Origin of the sequence: Bacillus cereus group sp. BfR-BA-01453, from assembly GCF_022662915.1 — a bacterium.
GTDB lineage: Bacteria > Bacillota > Bacilli > Bacillales > Bacillaceae_G > Bacillus_A > Bacillus_A paranthracis.
Genome location: NZ_JAKUEN010000005.1, coordinates 119,657 through 140,072 on the forward strand (window position 1 = coordinate 119,657; position 20,416 = coordinate 140,072).

Consider the following 20,416-nt stretch of genomic DNA (forward strand, 5'->3'; position numbering starts at 1 on the left):
GAATTAAATGTGTCCATATGTAGTAAAGCGTTTAATCCAACTAAAATATATTTAGAATGAGGTTTTACATGTTTATTTTTATTATATTAGACGTAATATTACCGATATTAATATTGATGCTAATTGGTGCAATCTTACAAAGGAAGTCCCAATTTAACTTAAAGCAGCTATCTACACTTATTACTTATTGCTTGATGCCAGCGGCTGTATTTGTGAATATATATGATATTCGTATAGAAATAGATTTGTTGCTCCAGATAATATACTATTTAATGCTTTATAGTCTGAGTCTGATCATAGTAAGTCATCTCATTTCAAAAATATTAAAGTTAGAAAAAGGAGAAAGTGCAGCTCTGAAAAATAGCATTTCGTTAATGAATTCCGGTAATTATGGATTACCAGTAAGTCAATTGATTTTCAGTCACAATCCAGTGGGGGTTTCCATTCAGATTTTCATTGTGATTTTCCAAAACCTTTTAACTTATTCATATGGGATTTATAACTTACTATCAGCAACAAAAACAATTGGAGGTATTATTCAATCATTTATAAGACTGCCTGTATTTCATGCGCTCGTACTAGGGATTCTCTTTCAATCGTTTACAATTCAAATACCTAATTCTATCTTTCTACCTCTTAATCAGCTTGCGAATAGTTTTGTTGCCATAGCACTCATATTGCTAGGAGCACAATTAGCCAACATTAAGCTTAATTTTTTCCATAGAGTCATAACATGGTCTTTAATTGGAAGGTTACTGATGGGGCCATTATTAGCACTTTCCATGATCTACCTCTTAAACATTGATGGAATTGTTGCACAATCATTATTTATTGCAAGTTCTTTTCCTACTTCAAGAAATACATCAACTATTGCTATGGAGTATCAAATAGAGCCTGAACTACATGCACAAATCGTTTTATTTTCAACACTTTTCAGCATTATTACAGTAACTGTCGTTATTTATTTGTCATATATTTTGTTTTGAATATACGTTTAAAACCGAATGGATTTGAGGCGGTAAATGATGGATGGAAATCCCATTGATATGAGAGGAAAACAGTCTTTGATATATTAGGTGTCGTTTACAATTGTACTATGTCTGATAATCAAGTGGCTTAATTCAAAAAAGAAACCAAAATAAAAAGAACAAACGCTTCTAAAAAACGTTTGTCCAAAGGTAATTACTATTTTAGCTAAGAAATAGATTATAATTTGTGAGTAAGAGAAAGCTTTTTTATAAGTTTAGGAAATATAGATGTTAGTTCTTGCTTCAAACGCTTCGTAAACGATGGATCTTTACCTGAAGTTGAAATCGTTACAACATATTCATTATTTCGTATGACACCAGGTGTGTGAAACGATGATTCTGTACCATCACTTACAACGTTAACCCACTGGAAATTGTGGGCGGCCTGTTTAACCATCAGATTTACAGCATGTTGATTTGTAGCTGCATAAATAAGGTGAGCATCTTTAATATCATCATTACTAAAAGTTTTTTGCTTCCAAGTAATATAAGGGAGTTCCTTCATTTCCGCGCAAATTTCTGGGCTAATAACGGTGACAAAAGCTCCTGTATCTTTTAATCCAGACGCTTTTCGATATGCGATTTTACCTCCACCAATAATAACGACCACTTTTTTATTTAAATTAAGCATAAGAGGGTACATGTTATACATACACACATTCCTCCATTCGTTCTAACAATGTTAATTTCATATATGTATCAAACTGAAGACAGTTACAAGTCGTAATGTGATCATATTTTTTCGTATGCAACTTAATTTTTTGAAGCAACAACCCGGTAAAGAGAAGATATGGCATGACGTATACGTGAGGCGCAGACGATGTTATCTTCTTGAGCTCAGCAGTAAAAGAGGGCGTTCCTTTCGTTAAAAAGGAGCACGATACTGGCATACCAAGTTTTCGTTCGGCAGCTGCTCCGACTTGTTGTAACTCACGTATCGGTTGTGGGTCACTACTGCCTCGTCCTACGAGTAAAATACTACTACCTTGCATTGGCATCGTTTCATGTATTCTTTTTACTACAAGTTCCACCATATGTGGATGCGTACTAAAAGGAGGTACAACTGAAAATTTGATTTGTGGATATTTCTTTTGTAGTTGCTCTATTTCAAAAGGAATATCACGTTTATAGTGAGCTGCTGCAAATAATAAGACAGGTACAATCATTATTTCAGTTGCGCCCTCTAGTATCGTTTCTGTAACGGCATCCGAAATAGTAGGTGTTGTTAGTTCTAGAAAAGCTATTTTTTGAATCCTTTCGTTACGTTCTTTCATAACAGATTGGATAAAGTGAATGAATTGTTCATTACCTTCTTGCAGGCGACTCCCGTGTCCCACATATACAATTCCTTTCATCGCAGCACCAAGTCTTTCTTCATAATCATGTTTTGTAATTGCTCATCTACATGATGAAAACCGACTTTATTCGCATAGTGTAAAGTTGGAACGTCGGTATATGAGAAGGGGAGAGTAAGAATATCGATAAAGTCAAGTCGTTTTATTTCTGATAAAAATGAATCAATAGAGGCACGCCCTTCAAACACAATGCTATCCCATGAGAATTCAGAAAGCATACGAGTATGGACTTCATCGAAGCGATGATCAATAGTATACGCATGAGTCATCATATAAGAACCGGCACCAATTTTTTCTTGTATAAAAGCAATTCGGTTAATATTTCGTCCTAAATAAACTGTTGTATTGGAAGAGAACTCTGCTTGTTTACTTAGTAGCCCATACTGCATAAGTTTTTTTTGAGTGGCAACGTTCATGTGTTGCAGCTCTGCCTGTAAGGAACGAATATCTTTTTGGTATTTACTACATGATTGCATCAAAATTTCTACACTTTCAGCTGAACAAAAAACAAGGCGATCAACGTTAAAAATTCCATTGATTTGTTCAAGGGTTAATGTATATACTTCCTTTTTGAAAGTTGGAATTTGATATATTTCTGCACCAGCTTCTTGTAACCTTTGCTTCATTACACTTGTTTTATTTGTTGAGGATGTAAATAAAACTTTTTTACCATGTAATGGTTTACGTTCTTTCCAAGCGATTTGATCTCGTAAGGAAACGACATCACCAACAATTGTCATAGAAGGATTAGAAATATTTTCGTTTTTGACGATAGAGACAATGGTAGATAGTGTCCCTGTAACAACGCGCTGTTTACCAGTTGTACCCCATTCAATGACTGCTACTGGCGTATCTTCTTTTTTTCCTGCTTGTCGTAAGTTTTCACAAATTGTAGGTAAGTTTTTTATACCCATGTAGTAGGCAATCGTATCGCTATTGTGAGATGAATTATATTTTCCATGATCGGTTAAAGGACCTTTTGCATGTCCGGTTAGTAAAGTAATGCTATTACTGTAGTTACGGTGGGTAAGGGGGATACCTGCATAGCTACTAGCGGCGATGCTAGATGTAATGCCTGGTACAATTTCATATGGAATATTTGCTGCTGCTAAAGTTTCTGCTTCTTCACCAACACGGCCAAAAATAGATGGATCTCCGCCTTTTAATCGAATAACAATTTTTCCCTCTTTTGCAAATTGAAGAAGGTATGCGTTAATCATTTCTTGTCGCATAATATGATTCTTTGGCATTTTTCCGCAATACATAAGTTCACATGTTTCTTTTGTATAGCGAAGAAAGGTAGGGTTTAATAAACGGTCATATAAAACGATATCTGCACGCTTTAAACAATCTATCGCTTTCTTTGTAATAAGCCCTTCATCACCTGGTCCTGCACCAACTAAATATACATATCCGTTCATAATTGCACCTCATCTATTTTTATTTAAAAGGAAGCCAGAGGAGGCTTCCTTTCGTAAATTACATGTATAAATAAATGTCACCATCAATAACTTCTACTTCGTATGTTTGAATACAGCCGTCATCAGGTTTTTGAACTTCACCTGTTAGTAATGAGATTTTCCAATCATGCAGCGGACAAAAGACGAATTCGCCAGACACAATTCCTTCTGCTAACGGTCCATTTTTATGAGGACAACGATTTTCTACAGCTCGAATATCACCATTTGAAAGGCGGAATAGGGCGATAGACATACCTTTCATTTGCACTTCTTTACCGATTTGAATAGGAAGGTCTTCCGCACGCATAACTTTTATTTTTTCTTTCGTTTGTATCATATAGATCACAGCTCCTTATTTCACAGTTTCTACTTCATACATCGCTTTTAATGACTTCGTTTCTAGCGCTTGTCCCCATGCTTCCGTATATGTACTACGAGCTGTTTGGAAACGTTCATTTAACGTACTAACCATATTTGTATCTTGTAGTATTTCCTTTATATGATCGAAGCCTAAACGTTCTGTCCAGTAGGCAGTACGCTCTCCGTAAATACCAGTTTCACGATAATATTGCATGTAAGCTGTAGCGATGCGAAGGACATCATCTTCAGTAGGGACAATCATGACAAAATCAGCTTCGCGTACTTCCGTACCACCATTTCCGCCAATATAAAGTTGGTATCCATTTTCGACACAAACAACGCCAAAATCTTTCGTTAATACTTCCGCACAGTTACGTGGACAGCCCGTTACACCCATCTTCATTTTATGAGGTGTATCTACCATTTCTAATGATTGTTCTAGTAACATACCAAGTCCTAATGAATCTTTCGTACCAAAACGGCAGAAGCGAGAACCAACACATGATTTTACATTACGAAGCGATTTTGAATACGCATATCCTGAAGTCATATGTAAGTCAGCCCATACGTTAGGTAAATCTTGTTTCTTAACGCCATATAAGCCGATTCGGCTCGCACCTGTAATTTTCACAAGTGGAACATCATATTTCTTCGCAACTTCAGCAATTTTCATTAAATCATCTGCTGTTGTAACGCCTCCGTACATACGTGGAATAACAGAGAATGTACCATCGTGCTGGATGTTACCATTCATTCTTTCATTCACAAAACGGGAGGCTTTATCATCTTCATATTCTTCTGGAATCGCCATACGTAAATAGTAGTTCAAAGCAGGACGACATTTCGAACAGCCATCTTCATGTACAAAACCAAGAACATTTCGTACTTCTTTTGGTGATTTTAAGCCTTTTTCATGAATTGCCGCTACGACTTCATCACGTGATAAAGGTGTACATCCGCACATACCAGCAGACTGGGCTGAGGCATCAAAAGCATCTCCGAGTGTATGAGATAAAACTTGTTCTACAAGCGGACGACATTTCCCACAAGACCCTGCGGCTTTCGTACAGCCTTTAACTTCTTCAAAAGTCGTTAACTCTTGTTCTAAAATGGCATGAACGATTGTACCTTTCGTAACACCATTACATCCACAAATTGTGTCATCCGCACTCATTGTAGCAACATCAAGTTCACTTTCTTCACCAGCTTTGTGAAGAAGGGACGCGGCTGTATATTCTTGTATATCTTCTTCTTTCTTTAACATGCTAAAGAGGCGTGTACCATCAGCTGTGTCACCATATAAAACGATACCAACGACTTTATTGTCACGAATTAATACTTTTTTATAGGAACGTTTGCATTCATTAAAGATGGATATTGCTTTCGTTTGATCATCTTCATAAATTTGGCCTGCAGAGAATAAATCACAACCAGCAACTTTTAATTGCGTACCGACGATACTGCCCGAATATCCATCAGTTTGTAAATTCGTTATATGTTTGGCTAATATTGTGCCTTGTTCATAAAGAGGGGCAACAAGTCCATATGCGATACCGTCATGTTCTGCACATTCGCCAACTGCATAAATGGACTCATCATTTGTTAGCATATAGTCATTGACTACAATGCCGCGATTGACAATTAAACCAGCATCTTTTGCTATTTTCGTATTTGGTCGTATTCCGACAGCCATTACGATTAAATCACAATCTACAACTTCACCATCTTCAAATTGAATGCCCTCAACATGATCTGTACCAAGAATTTTTACAGTTTTCTTTTCCATGAGAAACTGCATGCCTTGCGCTTCTAAATCTTCACGCAGAAGAGAAGCTGCTTTCGTATCTAGTTGTTGTTCCATTAAGCTAGGCATTAAATGAACAACATGTACGTCCATTCCTAAATCAATTAGACCTCTTGCGGCTTCTAAACCAAGTAATCCACCACCAATGACTACGGCTTTTTTCTTTTCTTTCGCAGTATCAATCATAAATTGTGTATCTTCAATAGTTCGAAATCCTGTTACACCAGGAAGAGTAGAGCCTTCAACGGGTAAAATAAAAGCACTAGAACCTGTTGCGATAATGAGTTTGTCATATGTAACAGTACGATTCTTTTCTGTAATAATAATTTTTTCTTCTCGGTTAATACTTTGAACTCTTTCATTTGTATACAAAGTTATTTCGTTTTCTTCATACCAACTGTATTCATTCATAATGATATCTTGCATATTTGTTTTGCCTTGTAATACATGAGAGAGCATAATACGGTTGTAGTTCGGATGCGGTTCATCTCCCAAAATAGTAATCTCATATGAATCACAATCATGTTTTAATATTTCTTCCATACAACGTATGCCAGCCATACCATTTCCGATCATAACTAAACGTTTTTTCATTTTCGTTTCCCCTTTTTATGTGAAATATTGAACAAAGGATTATATTTTTATTATAGAAAATCAAGAAAGGGGGAGATGTGATATTTATCACATTTTTATAATGATTCACAAATTGTTAAAATTCGGATTTATGTGAGGGTGATGTGGATAGGCTTCGCAAAATGAAAAAGCAGGACATCAGTATGTATACTCATGTCCTGCACTTTATTTACGCTCTCGTAATGGCACGTGGAAATAAAATATTATTTTCTAAATGAATGTGCTCAAATAAATCAGACTCTAACGCTTCAAGGCGATTGTAAACAAGTCGATAAGTGCCGCAAGCTCCTTCTGGAGGAGTAAAGTCATGTGTAACTTTACGAAGTTCTTTAATAATATTGCCAGCGTGGTTATGTTCATTTTCTAGTTCATCTACTACTTTACGTAACTTTGCATAGTTTTCATCAGTTGGATTTTTTTCAAATTCTAAAATTAATGGGAAATCTTCGGTTTCTTCTTTAATTAAATGCTGTTCTAATTCCATTTTAAGTTCATGAAATAGCTTATGAATTTTAGCTAAATGCGGCTGATTTGCTCCATGAACACGTAATACTTTCGTCACATAAGGACTTAACTGTGGTAACTCTTCATTTAAATAACGATGATGCTTATGAATTACATAATCAATCAATTCACGATAAGAAGCATTTTTCCAATCAATTTCAGATTCATTTAATCGTTTCGTATTATGATAAAGCGTATTTAACTCTGTAATTACTTCAGTAGCTGATAAATTTCTTTCATGAATTGCATCAATAAGTGGCTTATTACCACCACAACAAAAATCTATTCTATATGATTTAAAAAGATCACTAGCTTTCGGAAATTGTGTAACAATCTCACCGACAATAGAAGTTTCAGTAAATGTATGTTCCATATGAATGCCTCCATAAAGTTTAAATGTAATATCTAAATTAAGAATAGCGATAAATGAAAAACAATGTGGTGATTGAAATCACTTATTATGTGTCTGATTTGAGAATAGTAGGATTATTCTTCAACAGAGGACATTTTAGAAAAGATGGCGAAGAATTTTTTAAGTAGGAAATTATCCATAGGGAATTATTATGATTTAGATGGTATACAAATGTATCCTTTTCGGCAAGAAGACTCCATCTGATTTGTGTTACGGGTGAAACCCAACAATTCAGGTGGAGATGAATTGCCGTCAGTCAATAAGGCTGAACTCTTTTGTTTCGCTTATAACAATTTTCACGGGGGGAATGTTTGTTTCTTTTTGTCTTAAGATATGTCGAAAATAAGGAGGGAATATATCTTAAGATAACGAAATTGGATAATCATAATCCTTTTGTTACTTGCACCAAAAGGAATTAATAAGTTAATTCTTTAAGAAAGGTGGTGAAAACAATGGCTAAAAAGAAAGCAGTGAAAGTATTACGGAAACAAAAGAAAAGAGAAACGCTGCGACGTTTCACACAGAAGCAAAATATCGGACGAGCTTGCCTGACTGCACAAGAATTTCGTTTACTGCAACGCATGTCACATAGTTCAAAAGCGTTGCGAAATGTTGGATTGTATACGATGAAACAAAGTTACCTGAATAATAACAAGATAGCTACTGTAAAAGAAGTGGACACTTCCATGCAAACCGATATGAATTACTCGGGCGTTCAATCAAACTCTGTTCAAGCGATTCGTAGAGCCTTGTTTACAGAAGTGAAGAGCTTTTTTAAAGCATTGGAACAGTGGAAGAAAAATCCTGAGAAGTTCACAGGTCGTCCGAAGTTTCCAAATTATTCTCATTCCACCGACAAACGAATTATTGAAATCTATCAAGTTCCAAAAGTGGATGAGAACGGGTTTTGGATGATTCCGATGAGTGTTGCGTTCAGAAAAAAATTCGGTTCCATTAAAATACGTATGCCGAAAAACTTAAGAAATAAAAAAATCTCCTACATTGAGATTGTACCGAAGCAAAAAGGTCGGTTCTTTGAGGTGCATTATACATATGAAATGCACGTTTCTCAAATGAAGAAACAATCCATGACTACGAGTAACGCTTTGAGTTGCGATTTAGGTGTAGATAGATTAGTAAGTTGCGTAACCAATACAGGTGATGCCTTCTTAATTGATGGAAAAAAACTAAAATCCATAAATCAATACTTCAACAAAATGATAGGTAATCTAGGGCGGAAAAATATGGACAATGGAATTTCAAAACGTATTGTAACGAATAAAATGGCCGCACTTTGGCATAAACGAGAAAGACAAATAAACGGTTACATTGCACAAACGGTAGGCCTATTGTTCAAAAACGTGAAAGAATTCGATATAGATACGATTATTGTAGGGTATAACGCTGGTTGGAAACAAAACTCTCATATGGGGAAAAAGAGTAATCAAAAGTTTGTTCAAATCCCGTTCCATAAACTGATTGCAGCAATTGAGAATAAATGTATAAAAGAAGGCATCCGATTTTTCAAACAAGAAGAAAGCTATACTTCAAAAGCTAGTTTTCTTGATAAGGATCCGGTTCCAGTTTGGTTTAAGGATGATAAGACGCAGTATCGCTTTAGCGGCAAACGAATGACTCGTGGTCTGTATCAAAGTAAAGCAGGAACATGTATCCATGCTGATATTAATGGTGCGCTGAATACATTGAAAAAATCAGGAGTTGTAGAATTGGATGACAATCTCAAAGTGAAAACGCCGATTCTATTAGAAGTGCAAAAACGTAAGGCTTCTGCTTCGCGCATAGCTTAGTGGGTGTGTCAACCATCCATGTGTACCCGACTTGTCGGGGCTTGTAGCACACGCCAGATTCATCTGAGTGGTGGCTTCTTTCATAAGGAAGAACTGCCCTTTTTCGAAAGGGTGGTGCAAGTGGGAAAACGATAGTTCGTTGCCAGTACCAACCAAAAACATACTTGGGGTGTTACCATAAGGTGGCATGAATGCTAGAGCGTCAAACTGTATAGCGATAGATGAAAAGACCTAGTGTTCTAACTCAAGCCCCCACTGAAATGTTTTATCTCAGTGGGGGTAGTTGACAAAATTCCTATTAGCGCACTGAATGGCCAATGTATGGCAATATACAAGTACTCAAAGCATAATTGGGGTGGACCAAATAGAGAATTAAAAGAATGTGAAATAGAACTCATTAACTTTAATGAATATAGAGAATTAAAGCAATTAAATATCTGCACAAAAGAATATTACAGAGAGGAATATGAAAAGGGTAGAAGATTTGGGATGTTTCATTTAATTCCACATGTTCTTGTCAAAGGGAAAGTGGAGGTGAAAAATATTGAAATCATTAATTGGAGTATTGCTCCAGTTAATGGTTAATAGTACAAGTGTTTAAAAAATAAGATGCCATTTTGAATTGATATAGGGCTTAAAAGAATGGAAGAGTAATTAGATCTTATACGTAATAATAAAAAAGAAGCTTACTAGAAGCTTCTTTTTTATTGCTATTTTTCACATGCGACTCCATCGCCATCACGATCAAGATGTGAGGCATAACCTGGTTGTCCTTTATATAGGGGAGCTTTCCCAGCAGCTCTAACTGCAGCACAATTTTTGTAATATGCACTACTAGTATTTCCTGAAGCAGGTTGTGTTTGAGTTTGCTGTGTTTTTTGCTCTTCTTGTTGTTTCCGAGCTTGTTCATCAGCCTGGCGTTTTTGCTCTTCTTGTTGTTTACGAGCTTGCTCATCAGCTTGGCGTTTTTGCTCTTCTTGTTGTTTACGAGCTTGTTCATCAGCTTGGCGTTTTTGTTCCTCTTGTTGTTTACGAGCTTGCTCATCAGCTTGGCGTTTTTGTTCCTCTTGTTGTTTACGAGTTTGTTCATCAGCAAGACGTTTTTGTTCTTCTTGTTGTTTACGAGCTTGTTCATCAGCCTGGCGTTTTTCATCCTCTTGCTTACGAGCTTGTTCCTCGGCTTGACGCTTCTCATCTTCTTGCTTTTGAGCTTTTTCGTCTGCTTCTTTTTTTTCTAGTTCTTTTTTGTCGCTATCTTTTTGTTCTGTAGTGTTAGAAGCAACTTTTTTACTAGTTGCTGTCGTTTTTTCAGAAGTAGGATTTGAAATACTTGATAACGCACCAAAAATAACAAATAAAATAGCAGTGATAATAAATTGTTTTTTTGCTACACCTGTCTTTTTAATTACAGATAAGATTGCTAGTACAAGGAAGAAAATAAATAAAATGAAACTTAAAATAGTAAAAAATTCGATGACTGGATGTTCTGAATTTGTTGAGCCAGTTACCATCAATATAATCGAAATCATAAAAAGAATAACAGTAGGACGACCATACTGTGTTGCTTTTCCATTTTTCTTGAAAAATGAAATAATACATAAGATTAAAAGAATAAAAGCAATTAAAAATAAAGCTGCACCAATATTACTCAAAATCGCCATTTTTATACCTCCATTTGTAAGATTTTCATTATTGATTATATAGGAACTTACTGGATATTACACGATTTATATAAATTTAGAAAATTAATATTTTTAATAGACTTATAAACATTTATTTTGTATATAAGGAAAAATAGATATACTTCCTATTACGTTTTTAAAGAGAATTCATAAAGTATAGTATATCGATTGAAAGGAGGAGATTTGAATGGAATTTCAATTGTTAGTGAATTGTGTGTTACAAGAAGGTAATGCTTACTTTCTAGTAACGAAGGTAGACGATGTAATTACTTTGAAAGTACCGATTACAGCGGGAGTAGCAGGTTTATTCTTAGCTTTCGGTGTACCAAGATGTTCGTAATTTAACTCTCTACAGTAGAAAGAGGAGGACAAGCCTCTTTCTACTGTTACATAATCATTTTATGTAAACTAAAATGTTATTTTAGTAATAGCACATTTAAAATGGACATGCATATACTATAATGTTTTTTAAGTTATGAAAATTAAAGAGGTGCTATTATATATGAAAAGAAGGACATTTGATATTCCAGTTACATTACGAAGAGAGTGGTTTTTAATTGAATTGGCCCATTTAACGAAAAAATATGGAATTGAAATTGCAACTAGCAAAATGGAAGCTGCACCGTTTTTAAGAGATCAAGTTACGGAATCAAAAATAGGGTCAGGGCTCCAATACGATAAATATGATGATGAGTATATCATTGAAAATTAAAGGATAAGAGCAAAACAAATTTCTTTATAACAAAATATAAAATAAAGCAGATTCTAAATATGGAATCTGCTTTATTATGAAATACTTCTAATCAACTATCCTCTTTCGAGTGTTTTTCCTACATATTTTACTTGCGTTATTCCAAAAGATTCACGAAGAATGCGAGCATAATCTTTTGATTCTATTGGTCGTTTGTTTTTGGTGCCTTTAAAGGTTTCTGTATAATTTTTATTTGTTAATGATACGTGACCATAATCAGTTAATTTACAAGTGATAGCCCCTTTATTAAAAGGAGATTCTTTATGTTCTACAATGACTTTCTGAATGTTATTCACCTTTTTCTCATCTATTGGATCTAAAGTGAAGGCATAGCCTATTTTCCATTCATCTGAAGGTTCAGATTGCAAGAAATTTGTAGATTCCCCTTTAGCTCCTTTTCTCATTTCTAAAATGTGTGTACCTTTTCGGGTAATTCGTTTGCGAATTCGATATTCACCCGTTTGAGAAGAGATGACTTCTCTGTTAAAAGGGACTGGATGTAAAGGTAGATGAGAGGCAAAACCGGCGTCTATAACATAATCTTTATTATTATGATGTAATATGATAATGACATGACCATCATCAGGTTTCCATTTATTTTCATAAAGGTCATAAACAGTACCAGCTACTTTATATACTTGAAATCCACAATCCATTAAAAAGTAATACAATAAGGAGTTTAATTCATAACAAAGACCGCCTCGTTTTTGAATAAGTAACTTTTCTATTAAGTTATTTTTTGAGATGTCTTTAATAGTACCAGCCATAATATCGAGATTTTCATAGGGGAGAATCAATCCCATTTTTAAGAGAATTTCATCTAAATCATCAAATGTTATTTCTTTTGCAGGAATTTTTAATCGTTTAAAAAACTCCTTTTGTAAATCGGTCATCATAAAGCATTCTCCTTTCTTTTTACAGAATTTTCTTCTGCTCACCGATAGGTTAGTACTTCTAAAAGTTTAATTCAAGTCTGCGAAAATTATCATAATATATGTTTCTGAAAACCTTATTATCTATTTAGAAATTTCAGTTTAATCTTTCGTCGTAGGAAAGCCTTACAGCATAAGCTTCTATTCGTTTGTTTTGTATTAAATTAAATAAAAGTACATATCTTCATTCCTCTTTTTTTATAACTAGGTAGTAATAAAGTGTTATTTTTCTAAAGTTTTTTCAAGATTTGTATACTTTATATAGACAATGATGATTAAGAGATATTTGGATTTAGTACGGTTAACAATTATTGAGAAACTTTTTTATAGTGTTCTCTCAAAAGGAAGAGATAGAAACAAAGAGAATAACGTGTGTTAAGGAAGAAGGGGTACTAGTAATCTCTTGAGAATAGGAACAAGATTTTGTTTAAGTAAAAAGATTATCTAGTATTAAGAAAGAAGATAAAAAATTACAAAGAGCACCTTCTTTCAAAAAAAGTGGGGGGAGTAACATGCGATTGATGAGAAGATGTGTTGCCTTACTAATTGTATTTTTTATCATGGTTCCAATGATTAGCACAAATGTGCGAGCAGAAGTTGTAAAAGAGCTTAAAACAGGCTTTCCAGATCAAGAAGTCTTTACACCTGGAGAATGGTTTTTAGGTCAAAAACCTGCTAATTATGATGAAAGCAAGCCTCCAATTCTCTTTGTGCAAGGAAGGAATGGGAATGCTGATAGTTGGTATGGAAAGACAGTGTATCACGATATAAATGATATGTATGACTATGCTTTGAAAGCAGGCTATCAAACAGTATTTATACAATTATATGATGCTGCTGGGAAAGGATCAGCTAGTCAGTGGGATAACGGAAAATTGTTAGCACAAAAATTAGAAGAAATATATAATCATTTCGGTAAAAAAGTTAATATTGTAGCACATAGTAAAGGTGGTATCGATACACAAGCTGCATTAGTAGAATATGGGGCAAATCGATTTGTCGGAAATGTTATTACACTTGCGACGCCACATCATGGATCAAACTTAGCGGATTTATCATATAGTTGGTGGGCAGGATGGCTTGCTTCTATATTAGGTCAAAAAGATGATGGTACGTACTCATTACAAATGGGCGAAATGGCAAAATTTCGTTCAACGATTGATAATAATCCAGCAGCTAAATTAAACCGTTATTATACAGTTACGGGAACTAGTTGGGGCCCTGTATTCTCGGCGTTATCCATGGGCGGATTATATTTGTCATCATACGGTTCAAATGATGGACTAGTAAATGAATGGAGTGCTAAGCTGCCGTATGGAACTCATTTATTTACAGATTCCAGATTTGATCATGATAATATACGAAAAGGGTCAGCTGTTTTCTCGCGAATTGAACCATATTTACGTACATCAAATGTAGCCGTACCAGCTTTAGCAGCATCCAGCACTAGTTCAAATGAAAATATAGAACAATTAAATACAACTTCAAATCAAAACATTTTAGGAGGAGAATTGCCACAAAATCAGTGGATAGAGCAAACTGTTGCGGTTGATAAAAAGGCAGAAGGAATTGTTTCAATATTAACTGCTTCGTCGGATGTAGAAGTACAAATGATATCACCAAAAGGAAAAGTGTATACAAATAAGGATAGTGTTATAACTACTGGTGAAGATGAATCTTTCTTTGGTGGCGCGACAATTAAAATATTTAAATTTGATAAAATGGATGTAGGAGAATGGAAAGTTAAAATGATGGCGAAGCAGTCGAAAGATGCATATTTAATTGTAAGCGATTACAATAATGGCGCACCATTTGTTCTTCAAATGCCTACAAAAGTTAAAGTAAATAAACCTGAGTATAAACTGAAAAAATCACCTGTAGCACCTGAAATGAAGGGGGATCTTTCCATAACAGTAAGAGTCGTGAATAAAGAAGGGAAACTAGTCTCTGAATATAATGAATTACAAAATGTTAATAACAATACGTTTACTGGTGCTTTGAAGGATATAAAGCAACCAGGAGTATATAACGTTACGATGGATATAAAAGGGATGAATAAAGAAGGACAACCTTATAGTCGTACAATTGTTAAGTCAGTTTATGTGGAGGAGTAAGAAAGAATGAGAAAAAAGTACCGAACTTTTGTAGTAGTAAAGTTCGGTACTTTTTCATGTTTATTAGATTAACAAAAAGGTACAATGAGAATTTTTGAAGGCACAAAGGTTAAGTATTTGGTAGAGAATTCTTGAAATGCAGCAGGGATGCTTTTCATATTGTAGTAACACCTGCAAAAATAAAACCATTATCTTCGGTTGCAATAATGTGATTGTTTAAGTGAATTTATGTCTTTTAAATATTTGTATATATAAGGTTTGGAGTCGTTGACCTTTATTTACGTAGCACAGCAGGAAGAAGACAAAAAGTATCGAATGAATGTACATATGTAGTATTGTTTGCTTTTGGTGTGAATAGTAGTTAAAGATACGTTGAAATATTTTATACGGTAACAAAAGAGTAATTAAATAATAGAGGGAGCAACTTACATGGAAAATATATTAAAGGTATCTTCAAAATCAAGCCCCAATTCAGTCGCAGGTGCAATAGCAGGTGTACTAAGAACAAGTGGAAATGTAGAAATTCAAGCGATTGGAGCGGGTTCATTAAACCAAGCAATTAAAGCAATTGCAATCGCAAGAGGATTTGTTGCTCCAGGTGGTATTGACTTAGCCTTTGTTCCAGCATTTCAAGAGGTTACTATTAATGATCAAGAAAGAACGGCGATTAAATTGATTATAGGTCCTAGGAAGAAACGTTCTTAAAAAGAGTATTGATAAGTGGGATTTGAAAAAACTGATAGATAAAGTAATAAAAAGACCACTCTCATTTTGAAGTGGTCTTTTGTATTTTCGTATTTCATATTGTGGATACACCCCACATACTGAATTCGTAGTGATATTCAGTGCGTTCAATAACAATCCCGAATTCTAAATCATCCCCAACTAATACAAAATCTGCATATCCAGTTAGAAATCTTGATATGGTTGATAACTCTTCTAAATTCTCAAATACTTCACCAATGTTCAGTTTAACTGCTTCAAATTTACCACCCTTAGAGAAAAAGAGTCTCCCTTGATCAACTGGAAATTTAATGGTTTTAGCTGTTTCTTTTAACAGTACTATTGATAGTCTTCTGTTTTCTTCATAATTAGTGCTACCAAAGTTTTTTATGTTTGAAGTTTGTGTTAGCGTATTAAATAAGTCTTTACAAAATAAATCATTAGATTCTGGCTCCATAAATGAGTCCATAGAAACTGTAACAATATTAGAAAGTTCGTCTATCAGTTCTTTTCTACTACCAGTTCTTTTTGCTTTCATTTTTAGAATTTCAATTCGGCTTTTATTCATATTACTCAAAAATTTTCACACCTTTACTTGCGTGGTGGGTGAATAAAACCACTTACTTCGACAAAGTAATTATAGCATATGGGAGTAATCTTGGTGGGAATTAGAAAAGAAAATCTTGTTGAAATGACAGCTAAAATCGATTTGGGTATAAATGGAATATATGTTGTTGAAAATGGTCAGGTTCAGCTAATAGAACCACCCAAAAGTGGATTTGGTGAACAATCATTTGTATATCAAAGTGGAAAAGTAATTCGGATGGAAAAGCGGAAGACGAGATTAATTTAATACTATTTTAGAAAAGAAGATTTGAGAAAAAATCGAGATTTAAAGGAGTCTTGGAGTGCTAATTTTATGAGTTTTTTATTTTCAAAAAAGTATGTTTTAATTTGCGAGGATGACAGGACTGTGAAAAGGTCTATACGAATTGATATGAGGTAGAGGGTTTAATCATTTATTTTGATTGTAAAGCAATTGAATTAATTGGGAGAGTATGAAACACAAGGCCCAGACAAAGTTTAACTATAATCTTTATCTGGGTTTTGTCTATGTATTTGATATTATAGAGGGTGAAAATGCTATTAGAGAAAAAAGTCAATTTGTAATGTTAATAACTTATACTACCAACTGTATAATCATTACTGTAATCTATACTTGCAGAAACCTTCTTCTGTTTGTCACCAGATATATAGCCAGATACCTCAAGCCTACTACGAGAGATATCTGTAGAAAATTCTACTTTTGTCACTGTAATATCCCAATTTTTCTCCTTTTTAAAATACTCGATAGCGGATTGTGATGCTTTTTCTTTCATTTCATTTTGTTCTTTTTCACTATAAGGGTGGGTAGCCTTATAAATTTGATATATAGTGTACGAACCTAAACCTAAAGTAACCAATAACGTTATTAAAAGGAGTTTTTTCATTTCTAACCACCTCTATTTTTCATTCGGTTTTGAAGCCTGGACATCCCTGTTTAGGTGGTTAACTGAAATCACATAGCTCTCTTTTTTATGGTGAGGAAAGTTCTCTTACTTCGTAATCATTGGTAGAAGATACTACAACTGAAAAAGTTTTATTTTTATCATTAGAAATATATCCGTTAACAAAAAGTTTTAATCCGCCCAATTCACTTGAAAATTCAGTATCTGTAATAGTAACATCAATATTTTTTTCTTTCTTAAAATATTCTATCGTAGCTTTGTTTGCTTTATTTTTAATTTCTTGCTTTTCTTGGGGAGTCATTGACATTAAAGGATTTGCTGTATGTATGAATTTTATAGCTGCGCAAGAAGCCATACCGACAAGAATTACGCTGACAATTATTGTGATTTTTAGTGATTTTTTGATTGCAATTCACTTCCCACTATAATTATACTTATATTACCAAATGAATGGGATTAAGGAAAGAGGGAGAAAGGTTGACTACTACTAATTGTTATTTTTTTCGGTTTTCAATTTTGTGTATTCATTTAACCAAATATCTATTAGATTTCTTAATGTAATAGTTTCTATTTCAAGAGGGATTTCGATTTCATCTTCATCATACTTATTAAATATAACAGTTTTATCTCTTCGAACATCTGCCCTAAAAATATTCGCACTTATTTTTTCATAATCACTTTTTTCATTTAAAACTTTATCTACAGTTTCTGCTATCCAATCACCGAATTCAGATACCTCTACATTTAAAAAAGCTTCTAGAATATTGAATTCCTTTGGTAGTCTAATAACTAAACTTCCTGTACTAAGTAACTCAAATTTGTAATCCATATTATTTTCTCCCTTAAAAATTAAATTATCGACCTTGTCTTGGAAATGCAGAAATAATTTTACCGTTACCATCTAAAAACAAACGAATAGGTAGGCCATTCTATCTTCATCTTTTCGTTAACAATTTATGTAATTGTAAATAAAGCCTATGTGTATGTGAAGTAATATGAACAAAAGACCGCCTATTACGGGTGGTCAATTTTTACTAATTATTTTTTAATGCTTGTTTTATCGTTTTAACTGTTTGTTCAAGCCATTCTAATGGTGTTACTTCTAACCCATCAAAATATATTCCATCTGCAGAATACCGTATGTATTCATTTTTTTCTGTATTACTATAATCGCTTTGAATAAATTCAGTTAGAAAAATAACAGCATCTTGCAAATACTCTTTTGATACCTCTTCTAGTAATTCTTGGAGCGCTTCTTCATAGGAAGTATCTTGGTGAAAAGTACCCGCTAGAAATTGAAATACCTCATCATCTTCGAGATTATCGAAATTGTCTTCTAATAACATAATCTTCCTCCTATTATCAAGATGGATATCCAGTTAAAATAAAACTTCCATTTATATCCTTCTTCAGTACAATTTTTGCATTTGACATATCTTCAACTGTTGTAGAACCTCTTATTACACCTCGTCCAATTATTTCAGTACCATGATAACGTAAAATTAATTTATTATCTCTTGGACTATTTAACCAACTTTGAATGCGTACTTGATTACGAGGGTTATTCAAGACGGTAGTCGCTATTTTTTCAGCTGATGCCCTATCAGTAAAAGTAGATGCACCTGTTATTCTAGGATCACTTTGCATTCTTTGCAATAGTTCTTCATCCGTTTTTCCTACATGTCGTTCAAGTAAATGTCCACCCCTAGCTTCATGTGCGGCTAGTCCACCTCCTGGAGTAAGCGAACTGATATCACCGGATTTCACAGTAGTGGTATTTTCTCCTGTAGCAAACTGATAGGTCGATAGCTTTTCCTCAGCTGCTCTAAAATCAGGTGTATTAAATACAGAGCGTATATTATTTCCACCAGCGAAAGCAAACTCATTGTAATTACGAATGCAGCGTCTTGCAAGCTTTGATTAGCAGTTCGTGAAATCTCAGCTGATTTTGTGCCAGGGTTCAACATTGCAATTTTATCCACGCCTTTTGTTCCTACGAATAGTTGTCCAACAGCCAATATAGTATGACCAGCCGCGCTTCCATACCATTCTGCACTACTATACGAGTCACCATTGGTAACATCACGATTCCAAGAATCAGAAATTGCTTGTTTTATCGCATTGAACGTCTCGACTGGGTGAGAAACGGCTTCAATCTTGTTATTAAATGTGTCAATTGGATGGATAACTGCATCTGCAAGTCCTAATAATTCATCACCTATAGCGTCGCCCACTCCCTTTTTAAAGTGATAGGAAGGTATATTTTCCGTACGCAAGTTCAACAATGGGAACGGTAATAGCTATTTATCAAAATGATTATAATTCAAGATTTATCGTAGAAATTTATGTTAAAAGAATCGTTTTAAATTAGAATTCAAGCTAATACAGTTTAATTAAAAGGTTATTATTTGCTCACGAATAATATAAAAACATGTGAAAAAATATGAAATACCCTTTTGAAGTAGAATACAATATAATAAATAAAAAGCGTCACAAATGCTTGTATAACAGGCACTTGTGACGCTTTTATAGTTTTTCAGAACATAAAATAAACAACTCTAAAACTGCTCATTCTTCTCCCAAGATTCTACAATATAATGTGCAATCGTCGGGTTGAATCCTTTCCCAACTAAAAACATAATGGCAGCAACTTCTGTTAAAGCGTGTTTGTGTGATGTATGTTTCGCTTCATTTAAACCATAATCTACCCAAGGTTTTACGAAATCTAGTACAGGTTTCTTTAAAGGTAAAAACTGTGTACCGACAACTTGTTGAATCTGTTGTTGCGTTGGTTCTGTAATTGGTCCAGGTGGTAAGATTTGAGGCTGTGTAATATCCAGTGTTGGTCCAGGCGGTAAAATTTGTGGTTGTGTAATATCTAATGTTGGCGGTTTAGGTGGTGAGACACGTGCGTCGTAGCTTGGTTGATACATTTGTTGTTGTACTTGAGTTTGTTGTGACTGAGTTGGATATGGGTTTTGTTGAAATTGTTGTTCTTGAGTTTGTGGTGTTACATATGGATTTTGTGGATATTGAAGTTCCTGATTTTGCGGTGCTGCATATGGATTTTGAGGATATTCATAATTTGGACGTGTGTCGTATGAGTTTTGTTGAAATTGTTGTTCTTGAGTTTTCGGCGCTGTATATGGATTTTGTGGATATTGAAGTTCCTGATTTTGCGGTGTTGCGTATGGATTTTGTTCATATTGTTGCTCTTGTTCTTCATATTGTTCTGTGTATCTTTGGTCCTGTTGCTGAGGGTAAAAAGGTTGTTGTGGATAAGGCGGTTGATTATTATAGAACATATTTATTCCTCCTTCATGATGATGCCTACCACCTAGT

General features: G+C 34.3%; 21 protein-coding genes and 2 pseudogenes. 8 read left to right on the forward strand and 15 right to left on the reverse strand.

Going from position 1 to position 20,416, the window contains the following annotated elements:
- Window positions 1-68 precede the first annotated feature (68 nt).
- Window positions 69-986, forward strand: coding sequence for an AEC family transporter (locus tag MR070_RS12960; RefSeq protein WP_242261438.1), 918 nt, complete (start codon window positions 69-71; stop codon window positions 984-986).
- Window positions 987-1,206: 220 nt separating this feature from the next.
- Here the strand turns inward: MR070_RS12960 and MR070_RS12965 are convergent, their stop codons facing one another.
- The 6 genes from MR070_RS12965 to ric all read right to left on the reverse strand — a co-directional run bounded on the left by MR070_RS12965 (window position 1,207) and on the right by ric (window position 7,517).
- Entirely contained in the window at window positions 1,207-1,680 is a 474-nt protein-coding gene (locus tag MR070_RS12965; protein ID WP_044792584.1) for a precorrin-2 dehydrogenase, read from the reverse strand.
- A complete protein-coding gene (locus tag MR070_RS12970) occupies window positions 1,673-2,383 on the reverse strand; it encodes a sirohydrochlorin chelatase (RefSeq protein WP_000676456.1) in 711 nt (236 codons plus the stop codon). The genes MR070_RS12965 and MR070_RS12970 overlap by 8 nt, the downstream gene beginning before the upstream one ends.
- Window positions 2,380-3,804, reverse strand: a complete 1,425-nt coding sequence (locus MR070_RS12975; RefSeq protein WP_242261439.1) for a uroporphyrin-III C-methyltransferase — start codon at window positions 3,802-3,804, stop codon at window positions 2,380-2,382. Before MR070_RS12975 ends, MR070_RS12970 begins: the two co-directional genes overlap by 4 nt.
- Before the next feature lie 58 nt (window positions 3,805-3,862).
- Window positions 3,863-4,180: a nitrite reductase small subunit NirD gene (nirD, locus tag MR070_RS12980; RefSeq protein WP_000616693.1), complete on the reverse strand. Its 318-nt coding sequence runs from the start codon at window positions 4,178-4,180 to the stop codon at window positions 3,863-3,865.
- A 15-nt stretch (window positions 4,181-4,195) separates the two neighbouring features.
- Entirely contained in the window at window positions 4,196-6,601 is a 2,406-nt protein-coding gene (gene nirB, locus MR070_RS12985; RefSeq protein ID WP_242261440.1) for an NADPH-nitrite reductase large subunit, read from the reverse strand.
- 208 nt (window positions 6,602-6,809) lie between these two features.
- Window positions 6,810-7,517: an iron-sulfur cluster repair di-iron protein gene (gene ric, locus MR070_RS12990; RefSeq protein ID WP_074541289.1), complete on the reverse strand. Its 708-nt coding sequence runs from the start codon at window positions 7,515-7,517 to the stop codon at window positions 6,810-6,812.
- A 491-nt stretch (window positions 7,518-8,008) separates the two neighbouring features.
- On the opposite strand from ric, the gene MR070_RS12995 reads away from it, so the two are divergent.
- Both MR070_RS12995 and MR070_RS13000 read left to right on the forward strand, forming a co-directional pair.
- Window positions 8,009-9,364 carry an RNA-guided endonuclease TnpB family protein gene (locus MR070_RS12995; RefSeq protein ID WP_242261441.1) on the forward strand — a complete coding sequence of 452 codons (1,356 nt, stop codon included), beginning with the start codon at window positions 8,009-8,011 and terminating at the stop codon, window positions 9,362-9,364.
- Between the two features lie 288 nt (window positions 9,365-9,652).
- A pseudogene (locus MR070_RS13000) lies at window positions 9,653-9,949 on the forward strand (group-specific protein); the annotation flags it as partial.
- A gap of 125 nt (window positions 9,950-10,074) precedes the next feature.
- Here the strand turns inward: MR070_RS13000 and MR070_RS13005 are convergent.
- A complete protein-coding gene (locus tag MR070_RS13005; protein ID WP_242261442.1) occupies window positions 10,075-11,025 on the reverse strand; it encodes an excalibur calcium-binding domain-containing protein in 951 nt (316 codons plus the stop codon).
- A gap of 208 nt (window positions 11,026-11,233) precedes the next feature.
- Between MR070_RS13005 and exsG the strand changes: the two genes are divergently transcribed.
- On the forward strand, window positions 11,234-11,386 hold the full coding sequence (exsG, locus tag MR070_RS13010; RefSeq protein ID WP_000395675.1) for an exosporium protein ExsG: 153 nt from the start codon (window positions 11,234-11,236) through the stop codon (window positions 11,384-11,386).
- 162 nt (window positions 11,387-11,548) lie between these two features.
- Entirely contained in the window at window positions 11,549-11,758 is a 210-nt protein-coding gene (locus MR070_RS13015) for a hypothetical protein (protein WP_000830253.1), read from the forward strand.
- A 95-nt stretch (window positions 11,759-11,853) separates the two neighbouring features.
- Here the strand turns inward: MR070_RS13015 and MR070_RS13020 are convergent, their stop codons facing one another.
- Window positions 11,854-12,693 carry an arylamine N-acetyltransferase family protein gene (locus MR070_RS13020; protein ID WP_242261443.1) on the reverse strand — a complete coding sequence of 280 codons (840 nt, stop codon included), beginning with the start codon at window positions 12,691-12,693 and terminating at the stop codon, window positions 11,854-11,856.
- A 548-nt stretch (window positions 12,694-13,241) separates the two neighbouring features.
- On the opposite strand from MR070_RS13020, the gene MR070_RS13025 reads away from it, so the two are divergent.
- Both MR070_RS13025 and spoVS read left to right on the forward strand, forming a co-directional pair.
- On the forward strand, window positions 13,242-14,843 hold the full coding sequence (locus tag MR070_RS13025) for an esterase/lipase family protein (RefSeq protein WP_242261444.1): 1,602 nt from the start codon (window positions 13,242-13,244) through the stop codon (window positions 14,841-14,843).
- 429 nt (window positions 14,844-15,272) lie between these two features.
- The gene (spoVS, locus tag MR070_RS13030; RefSeq protein WP_000427804.1) at window positions 15,273-15,548 is read left to right on the forward strand and encodes a stage V sporulation protein SpoVS; all 276 of its coding nucleotides are present in this window, start codon (window positions 15,273-15,275) and stop codon (window positions 15,546-15,548) included.
- A 94-nt stretch (window positions 15,549-15,642) separates the two neighbouring features.
- Here spoVS and MR070_RS13035 read toward each other — a convergent pair whose 3' ends face one another.
- Window positions 15,643-16,143, reverse strand: coding sequence for a YxiF family protein (locus MR070_RS13035; RefSeq protein WP_000069073.1), 501 nt, complete (start codon window positions 16,141-16,143; stop codon window positions 15,643-15,645).
- Between the two features lie 84 nt (window positions 16,144-16,227).
- On the opposite strand from MR070_RS13035, the gene MR070_RS13040 reads away from it, so the two are divergent.
- Entirely contained in the window at window positions 16,228-16,419 is a 192-nt protein-coding gene (locus MR070_RS13040) for a DUF3954 domain-containing protein (RefSeq protein ID WP_000512861.1), read from the forward strand.
- 319 nt (window positions 16,420-16,738) lie between these two features.
- Here the strand turns inward: MR070_RS13040 and MR070_RS13045 are convergent, their stop codons facing one another.
- The 6 genes and pseudogenes from MR070_RS13045 to MR070_RS13070 all read right to left on the reverse strand — a co-directional run bounded on the left by MR070_RS13045 (window position 16,739) and on the right by MR070_RS13070 (window position 20,379).
- Window positions 16,739-17,056: a hypothetical protein gene (locus MR070_RS13045; RefSeq protein ID WP_000734956.1), complete on the reverse strand. Its 318-nt coding sequence runs from the start codon at window positions 17,054-17,056 to the stop codon at window positions 16,739-16,741.
- Window positions 17,057-17,141: 85 nt separating this feature from the next.
- Window positions 17,142-17,429, reverse strand: a complete 288-nt coding sequence (locus MR070_RS13050; protein ID WP_014481644.1) for a hypothetical protein — start codon at window positions 17,427-17,429, stop codon at window positions 17,142-17,144.
- 132 nt (window positions 17,430-17,561) lie between these two features.
- Entirely contained in the window at window positions 17,562-17,903 is a 342-nt protein-coding gene (locus MR070_RS13055; protein ID WP_242261445.1) for a hypothetical protein, read from the reverse strand.
- A 205-nt stretch (window positions 17,904-18,108) separates the two neighbouring features.
- Window positions 18,109-18,420 carry a contact-dependent growth inhibition system immunity protein gene (locus MR070_RS13060; protein WP_000923400.1) on the reverse strand — a complete coding sequence of 104 codons (312 nt, stop codon included), beginning with the start codon at window positions 18,418-18,420 and terminating at the stop codon, window positions 18,109-18,111.
- 16 nt (window positions 18,421-18,436) lie between these two features.
- Window positions 18,437-19,326 (reverse strand): annotated as a pseudogene (locus tag MR070_RS13065) (RNase A-like domain-containing protein); the annotation flags it as partial.
- Between the two features lie 306 nt (window positions 19,327-19,632).
- Window positions 19,633-20,379, reverse strand: a complete 747-nt coding sequence (locus MR070_RS13070) for a hypothetical protein (RefSeq protein ID WP_000499672.1) — start codon at window positions 20,377-20,379, stop codon at window positions 19,633-19,635.
- Window positions 20,380-20,416: the final 37 nt, after the last annotated feature.

Coding starts and splice junctions, on each gene's coding strand:
- MR070_RS12960 (WP_242261438.1), top strand. CDS start 69: ATGTTTATTTTTATTATATTAGACGTAATATTACCGATATTAATATTG.
- MR070_RS13050 (WP_014481644.1), bottom strand. CDS start 17,429: ATGGCTTCTTGCGCAGCTATAAAATTCATACATACAGCAAATCCTTTA.
- MR070_RS13005 (WP_242261442.1), bottom strand. CDS start 11,025: ATGGCGATTTTGAGTAATATTGGTGCAGCTTTATTTTTAATTGCTTTT.
- MR070_RS13060 (WP_000923400.1), bottom strand. CDS start 18,420: ATGTTATTAGAAGACAATTTCGATAATCTCGAAGATGATGAGGTATTT.
- ric (WP_074541289.1), bottom strand. CDS start 7,517: ATGGAACATACATTTACTGAAACTTCTATTGTCGGTGAGATTGTTACA.
- MR070_RS12995 (WP_242261441.1), top strand. CDS start 8,009: ATGGCTAAAAAGAAAGCAGTGAAAGTATTACGGAAACAAAAGAAAAGA.
- nirD (WP_000616693.1), bottom strand. CDS start 4,180: ATGATACAAACGAAAGAAAAAATAAAAGTTATGCGTGCGGAAGACCTT.
- nirB (WP_242261440.1), bottom strand. CDS start 6,601: ATGAAAAAACGTTTAGTTATGATCGGAAATGGTATGGCTGGCATACGT.
- MR070_RS13055 (WP_242261445.1), bottom strand. CDS start 17,903: ATGGATTACAAATTTGAGTTACTTAGTACAGGAAGTTTAGTTATTAGA.
- MR070_RS13020 (WP_242261443.1), bottom strand. CDS start 12,693: ATGATGACCGATTTACAAAAGGAGTTTTTTAAACGATTAAAAATTCCT.
- spoVS (WP_000427804.1), top strand. CDS start 15,273: ATGGAAAATATATTAAAGGTATCTTCAAAATCAAGCCCCAATTCAGTC.
- MR070_RS13025 (WP_242261444.1), top strand. CDS start 13,242: ATGCGATTGATGAGAAGATGTGTTGCCTTACTAATTGTATTTTTTATC.
- MR070_RS12965 (WP_044792584.1), bottom strand. CDS start 1,680: ATGTATAACATGTACCCTCTTATGCTTAATTTAAATAAAAAAGTGGTC.
- MR070_RS12975 (WP_242261439.1), bottom strand. CDS start 3,804: ATGAACGGATATGTATATTTAGTTGGTGCAGGACCAGGTGATGAAGGG.
- MR070_RS13015 (WP_000830253.1), top strand. CDS start 11,549: ATGAAAAGAAGGACATTTGATATTCCAGTTACATTACGAAGAGAGTGG.
- MR070_RS12970 (WP_000676456.1), bottom strand. CDS start 2,383: ATGAAAGGAATTGTATATGTGGGACACGGGAGTCGCCTGCAAGAAGGT.
- exsG (WP_000395675.1), top strand. CDS start 11,234: ATGGAATTTCAATTGTTAGTGAATTGTGTGTTACAAGAAGGTAATGCT.
- MR070_RS13045 (WP_000734956.1), bottom strand. CDS start 17,056: ATGAAAAAACTCCTTTTAATAACGTTATTGGTTACTTTAGGTTTAGGT.
- MR070_RS13070 (WP_000499672.1), bottom strand. CDS start 20,379: ATGTTCTATAATAATCAACCGCCTTATCCACAACAACCTTTTTACCCT.